We start from the raw sequence: 4,960 nt of genomic DNA, 5'->3' as shown, positions 1-4,960 counted from the left end.
AACAGACAACTTCACGGTATATCAGGTTTTCCAAAACGAGACGAAAGTGAATACGATGCTTTTGGCGTAGGGCATTCATCAACTTCCATTTCGGCAGCTTTAGGAATGGCAATCGCTTCTAGTTTAAAAGGCGATTTTGAAAAGCACCATATCGCAGTTATTGGCGATGCTTCAATAGCGTCCGGAATGGCATTTGAAGGACTGAATCACGCAGGAGTTACCGATGCTAATTTATTAGTGATTCTAAATGATAACGCTATTGGGATAGATCCAAGCGTTGGAGCATTGAAAAACTATTTGACTGCCGTAAAACAAGGCAAAAATCCGAAACAAAATAACATGATAAAGTCCTTGAATTTTGATTATTCAGGGCCAATTGACGGACATAACATCCAATCTGTAATTGAAGAATTAGAGCGACTTAAAAAAGTAAAAGGGCCTAAATTCCTCCACGTTATTACTACCAAAGGAAAAGGACTGCAACAAGCGGAGGAAAATCAGGTGCAATACCATGCGCCAGGAAAATTTGATGCGAATACAGGAGAAATTATTCCTAAATCAGAAGAACATCTTCCACCAAAATTCCAAGATGTTTTTGGAGAAACGATTTTGGATTTGGCACAAAAAAACGAAAAAATTATCGGAATTACTCCAGCAATGCCAACAGGAAGTTCGCTAAAGTTGATGATGGATGCGTTCCCAAAACGGGCATTTGACGTAGGAATTGCGGAACAGCATGCCGTTACTTTAGCAGCTGGAATGGCAACACAAGGCATGATTGTTTTTTGCAATATCTATTCGACTTTTTTACAAAGAGCTTATGATCAAGTCATTCACGACGTAGCTTTGCAAAATTTACCCGTTATTTTTTGTTTGGATCGTGCGGGATTAGTGGGAGAAGATGGAGCCACTCATCATGGCGTTTTTGATTTGGCCTACCTGCGTTGTATCCCAAATATGATTATTTATTCGCCAAGGAACGAAATGGCTTTACAAAATATTTTATATACTTCTCAATTGGGATTGGAACATCCTATTGCGATTCGTTACCCTAGAGGTCGTGGACAAAATACAAATTGGAAAAGTCCGTATCAAAAAATTACCATTGGCAAAGCACACTGTGTAAAAGAAGGAATAAAAGTAGCTGTTTTGTCCAACGGAACGATTGGCAATAATGTAACACAAGCATTAAATAATTTAAATTGTCCAAGTACAATTGCACATTATGATTTTCCTTTTGTAAAGCCACTTGATGAAGCACTTTTGCATACGATTTTTTCTAAATTTGAAACGATAATTACCATTGAAGATGGTGTTGTCTCTGGTGGTTTTGGAAGTGCGATTCTGGAGTTCGCGTCAGCCAATAATTATCACAGTAAAATTCAAATTCTTGGAGTACCAGATATTTTTATCGAACAAGGAACTGTTTTGGAATTGCAACAATTTTGTAAAATTGACGTTTTAAGTTTGAAGCAAATCTTTTCTAATTATTTATAATTTTTTTTTATAAAATGAGATTGAAATTAAGTTTTATATTTTTTGTTGTGACTTTGACAGTTTTAGGTCAAGATACTATTAAATTACAACCCAAGGATTCTTTGTCTCATTGGAAAAACAAAAACAAGATAGGATTTGACATTTCGCAGATTGCCTTTGTAAACTGGAGTGCTGGTGGTAATAGTGCTATTTCAGGATTAATAAAAGGGGATTTTTCTAGAGTGTATACCAAAGGAAATCAAAAATGGGTAAATGAATTAATGGTTCGCTATGGCCTCAATAAGCAAGATGGGGTTGATTTACGAAAAACAGATGATTTAATTCAATTGAGTTCCACTTTTGGTTATAGAAAAGACTCAATTACAAACTGGTATCATTCAGCTAAATTTAATTTTAACACGCAGTTTAGTAATGGATATGCTTATCCTAATACTGAGAAAGCAATTTCTAGATTGTTTGCACCGGCTTATATATTTTTAGGAGTCGGAGCTGAAAATGCAAGTAAATCGAAACATAGAATTTTTTATATCTCTCCTTTTACTTTTAAAACTACCTTTGTATTGGATCAAGCCTTAGCCAATCAAGGCGCGTTTGGGGTAACTAAAGCTGTAGTAGATTCGAATGGATTGATTATTACAAATGGAAAACAGACGAGGACTGAGTTGGGGTTTTTATTTACAAGTTATTACAAAACAGAGATTGCCAAAAATGTTGTTTGGATTAATAGACTAGTACTGTATTCGGATTATATTAACAAATTTGGGAATATTGATATTGATTATGACTTTAGATTGGATTTAACTGTTAATCAGCATGTAAAAGTAAATATTGGCGCACAAATCATTTATGATGATGATATTAAAGCTAAAAAACAGATTGACGGTAAGCAAGTTACATTGGGTCCTAAACTCCAAATTAGACAAATGTTAGGTGTTGGATTGGTTTACACGTTTTAAACTACCATTAAATTACATCCCCTAATATCTGAATGGTCAAAACGACCTAAAACTTCAAAACTACCATTAGGGTATTTTTTTCCTAAGTCTTGAGTAGCAATAAATGAACAGGAATTTATGTTAGCTAAATCAATTACGTTAATACCTCCAGTTTTGCCTTCTCGTACATAAGATAAAGCATCTTCAGTGTCTCGAACTAAAATTTGCATCCATGATGGACATTCGAAAATTCCTTCACCTAATGAATAAGCTTGTGATAATAGTTCGGTCATTCCATATTCGGAATGTATTGACTTAACACCAAATCCAATGCAGAGTTCTTGGTGCAATTCTTCGCGAATCATTTCTTTGCGTTTTCCTTTCATTCCTCCCGTTTCCATGACAATAGTGTTTTCTAATTGGAAAGAATGTTTTTCAACCAAATCTAATAGGGCATACGTAACTCCAATTAAAATTACATTTTGTCCAGCTCGATCCAGTTCCATTAATTTAGCAATGAGTTCGTCATAATTGTGAAGATAAAATCCACTATCGGGCTGAATGGAAAGTTGAATTAAATCATCAACCATATGAATTAAGGAAGAGCCTTCTCTTTCTAAATAGGATGGAAGTAAAGCTAAAATTACATAATCTTCAATGTTGCCATAGAATTGAGAAAATCCTTTGCGGTAGCTCTCTTCATAAATGCCAACATCGGTAACAAAATGTTTACTTGTAATCATTCCTGTTGTGCCACTACTAGTAAAAGTAGTTTCTATAGGATTAGTAGAAGAAATCACTGAATGACTTTTGAAAAATTGAATGGGTAAAAACGGAATTTGCTCAATTGATTTTACTTTTTGGACATCCGTTTTTAAAAAATCACAAAATTCACGGTACACTAAATTATTCTCGTATTGGAAACGAAAAACTTTCAAAGCGATTTTGTCAAACTGCTTTTGATTACTAATGGTGAATATATCGTGAGTTGAAATCAAGAATTATTTTTTTACAAAAGTAATCGAAAATAATGGGAATTAGAAAAAGAGGGAAAGGATAAAGTCAGCGAATTATCTCACAATCAATTTACGAGTAGCGCTATGTTCTTCCTCTCTAATCTTTATAATGTATACACCAGGAGAAAGAGAAGAAAGATTTAATTCTTTTGAATTTAATTGGGTGTGTAATACTTTCTTTCCTAAAACGTCAAAAATTTGAATTTCTTTATCTAAATCATTTTTAGAAGAAATATATACTTTACCGTGAGTCACAGGATTAGGATACAAGCTTAAACCTTCAATTGGTATTTCTTGAAGTTTAAATTGTTGTTTTGTTTCTTGAGCTACTAATTTTGAAGTAAACACAAGTAAAAACAAAAGACTTGATAAGTATATTTTTCTCATTGATTCAATTCTACAATATAAAAGTACTATTTTTTTTAAAACAAATACTAAAATGATTAAAAATACGTTACCGAATTTTTTTTAAGTGCTAAAAATGCATTTTGAATCATCAAAGAATGTGTTGAATTATTCCAATGTTATCAAATTGTTAAGAAAAAGTTTGGTTTATGTAAACAAATTATTATATTTGTTAGGTAACTATTAACAATTAAACCCTAACGATATGAAAAAATTAATGATGATTGCAGTGTTAGTGTTATCTAGTGTGACTTTTGCACAAAATAGAGAGCCTAAATTAGAAGAAGTTAACGGTGCCGTTAAGGCAACTTATTACCATGAAAACGGTAAAATACAACAAGAAGGATTTTTTACTGATGGTAAATTGGATGGTAAATGGATATCCTATAATGAAAACGGTGTTAAAATTGCTATCGCTGAATACTCAAAAGGAGAAAAGGTTGGAAACTGGTTTTTTTGGAATAACGAAGGTTTATCTGAAGTAGACTACTCAAAAGATGCTATTTTATCAATTAAGAAATGGAGTAAAGGGTCTGTTGCTTCAAATTAATTTTATTTAAATCAAAAAGAAAACCCATTTAGACGTTTTATCTAAATGGGTTTTTTAATTTTACTTATTTTACTACTGTAATTATTTAATAAGTGTAGCACCATTTACAGTGGACCAATTGCCTGCTGTTAAGCTTGCTCCGGTTGCGCTAGCGTTAATAGTGTAATTAGCAGTTGGGAAGTTTACAGTTAAATTTCCTACTCCAGCAAACTGACTTGTACCATCATTTATTTTAACTGAAGTTAATTTTATTTTACCACCATTTACTTGATTAGTATTTGTTCTAGCATCTTGAATTCGAACTGCTGTTGCACCAGAAGTTGTATATCCAGCAATTGTGATGTTAGTAAAATCACCATTACCATCTTTTTTAAATTGAATCGCATCATATTCAGCTGCAGATGAACCACCTTCTGTTACTGTTCCAGGAGCTCTCATTAAAGTGATGTTAGCAATCTTTGGGAAGTAAGCGTTATCATTGTTAGATGCTTCAATCTCCATACCAAAATTCCCAATTCCTTCTTGGTAAACATACCAGTTTGAGTTATTTTGACCTT

Annotated in this window: 5 protein-coding genes and 1 pseudogene; 3 read left to right on the top strand and 3 right to left on the bottom strand. The window is 33.0% G+C overall.

The window, feature by feature from the left end; all coding sequences use genetic code 11:
- Together ACIQ6Z_RS09035 and ACIQ6Z_RS09030 are read left to right on the top strand one after the other, a co-directional pair.
- Positions 1-1,497: 1-deoxy-D-xylulose-5-phosphate synthase (locus ACIQ6Z_RS09035; protein ID WP_396210560.1), on the top strand; the 1,497-nt coding region annotated here is incomplete at its 5' end.
- Between the two features lie 14 nt (positions 1,498-1,511).
- On the top strand, positions 1,512-2,453 hold the full coding sequence (locus tag ACIQ6Z_RS09030; protein ID WP_396210559.1) for a DUF3078 domain-containing protein: 942 nt from the start codon (positions 1,512-1,514) through the stop codon (positions 2,451-2,453).
- Here the strand turns inward: ACIQ6Z_RS09030 and ACIQ6Z_RS09025 are convergent.
- Positions 2,450-3,430, bottom strand: a complete 981-nt coding sequence (locus ACIQ6Z_RS09025; RefSeq protein ID WP_396210558.1) for an acyl transferase — start codon at positions 3,428-3,430, stop codon at positions 2,450-2,452. The genes ACIQ6Z_RS09030 and ACIQ6Z_RS09025 overlap by 4 nt on opposite strands.
- A 72-nt stretch (positions 3,431-3,502) precedes the next feature.
- Positions 3,503-3,835, bottom strand: a complete 333-nt coding sequence (locus ACIQ6Z_RS09020; protein ID WP_396210557.1) for a T9SS type A sorting domain-containing protein — start codon at positions 3,833-3,835, stop codon at positions 3,503-3,505.
- A 238-nt stretch (positions 3,836-4,073) separates the two neighbouring features.
- Between ACIQ6Z_RS09020 and ACIQ6Z_RS09015 the strand changes: the two genes are divergently transcribed.
- Complete coding sequence (locus ACIQ6Z_RS09015) at positions 4,074-4,403, top strand: toxin-antitoxin system YwqK family antitoxin (RefSeq protein ID WP_396210556.1); 330 nt, start codon at positions 4,074-4,076, stop codon at positions 4,401-4,403.
- A gap of 81 nt (positions 4,404-4,484) precedes the next feature.
- On the opposite strand, the pseudogene ACIQ6Z_RS09010 reads toward ACIQ6Z_RS09015, so the two are convergent.
- A pseudogene (locus ACIQ6Z_RS09010) lies at positions 4,485-4,960 on the bottom strand (hypothetical protein); the annotation flags it as partial.

Source organism: Flavobacterium sp., assembly GCF_044376915.1.
Classification (GTDB): Bacteria; Bacteroidota; Bacteroidia; order Flavobacteriales; family Flavobacteriaceae; genus Flavobacterium.
The sequence above is the reverse complement of the archived record's forward strand: the minus strand, read 5'-3'. Positions and strand labels throughout refer to the sequence as shown.

What these genes read in the sequence shown, in the direction of transcription:
- ACIQ6Z_RS09015 (WP_396210556.1), top strand. Translation starts at nt 4,074, where the DNA reads ATGATTGCAGTGTTAGTGTTATCTAGTGTGACTTTTGCACAAAATAGA.
- ACIQ6Z_RS09020 (WP_396210557.1), bottom strand. Translation starts at nt 3,835, where the DNA reads ATGAGAAAAATATACTTATCAAGTCTTTTGTTTTTACTTGTGTTTACT.
- ACIQ6Z_RS09030 (WP_396210559.1), top strand. Translation starts at nt 1,512, where the DNA reads ATGAGATTGAAATTAAGTTTTATATTTTTTGTTGTGACTTTGACAGTT.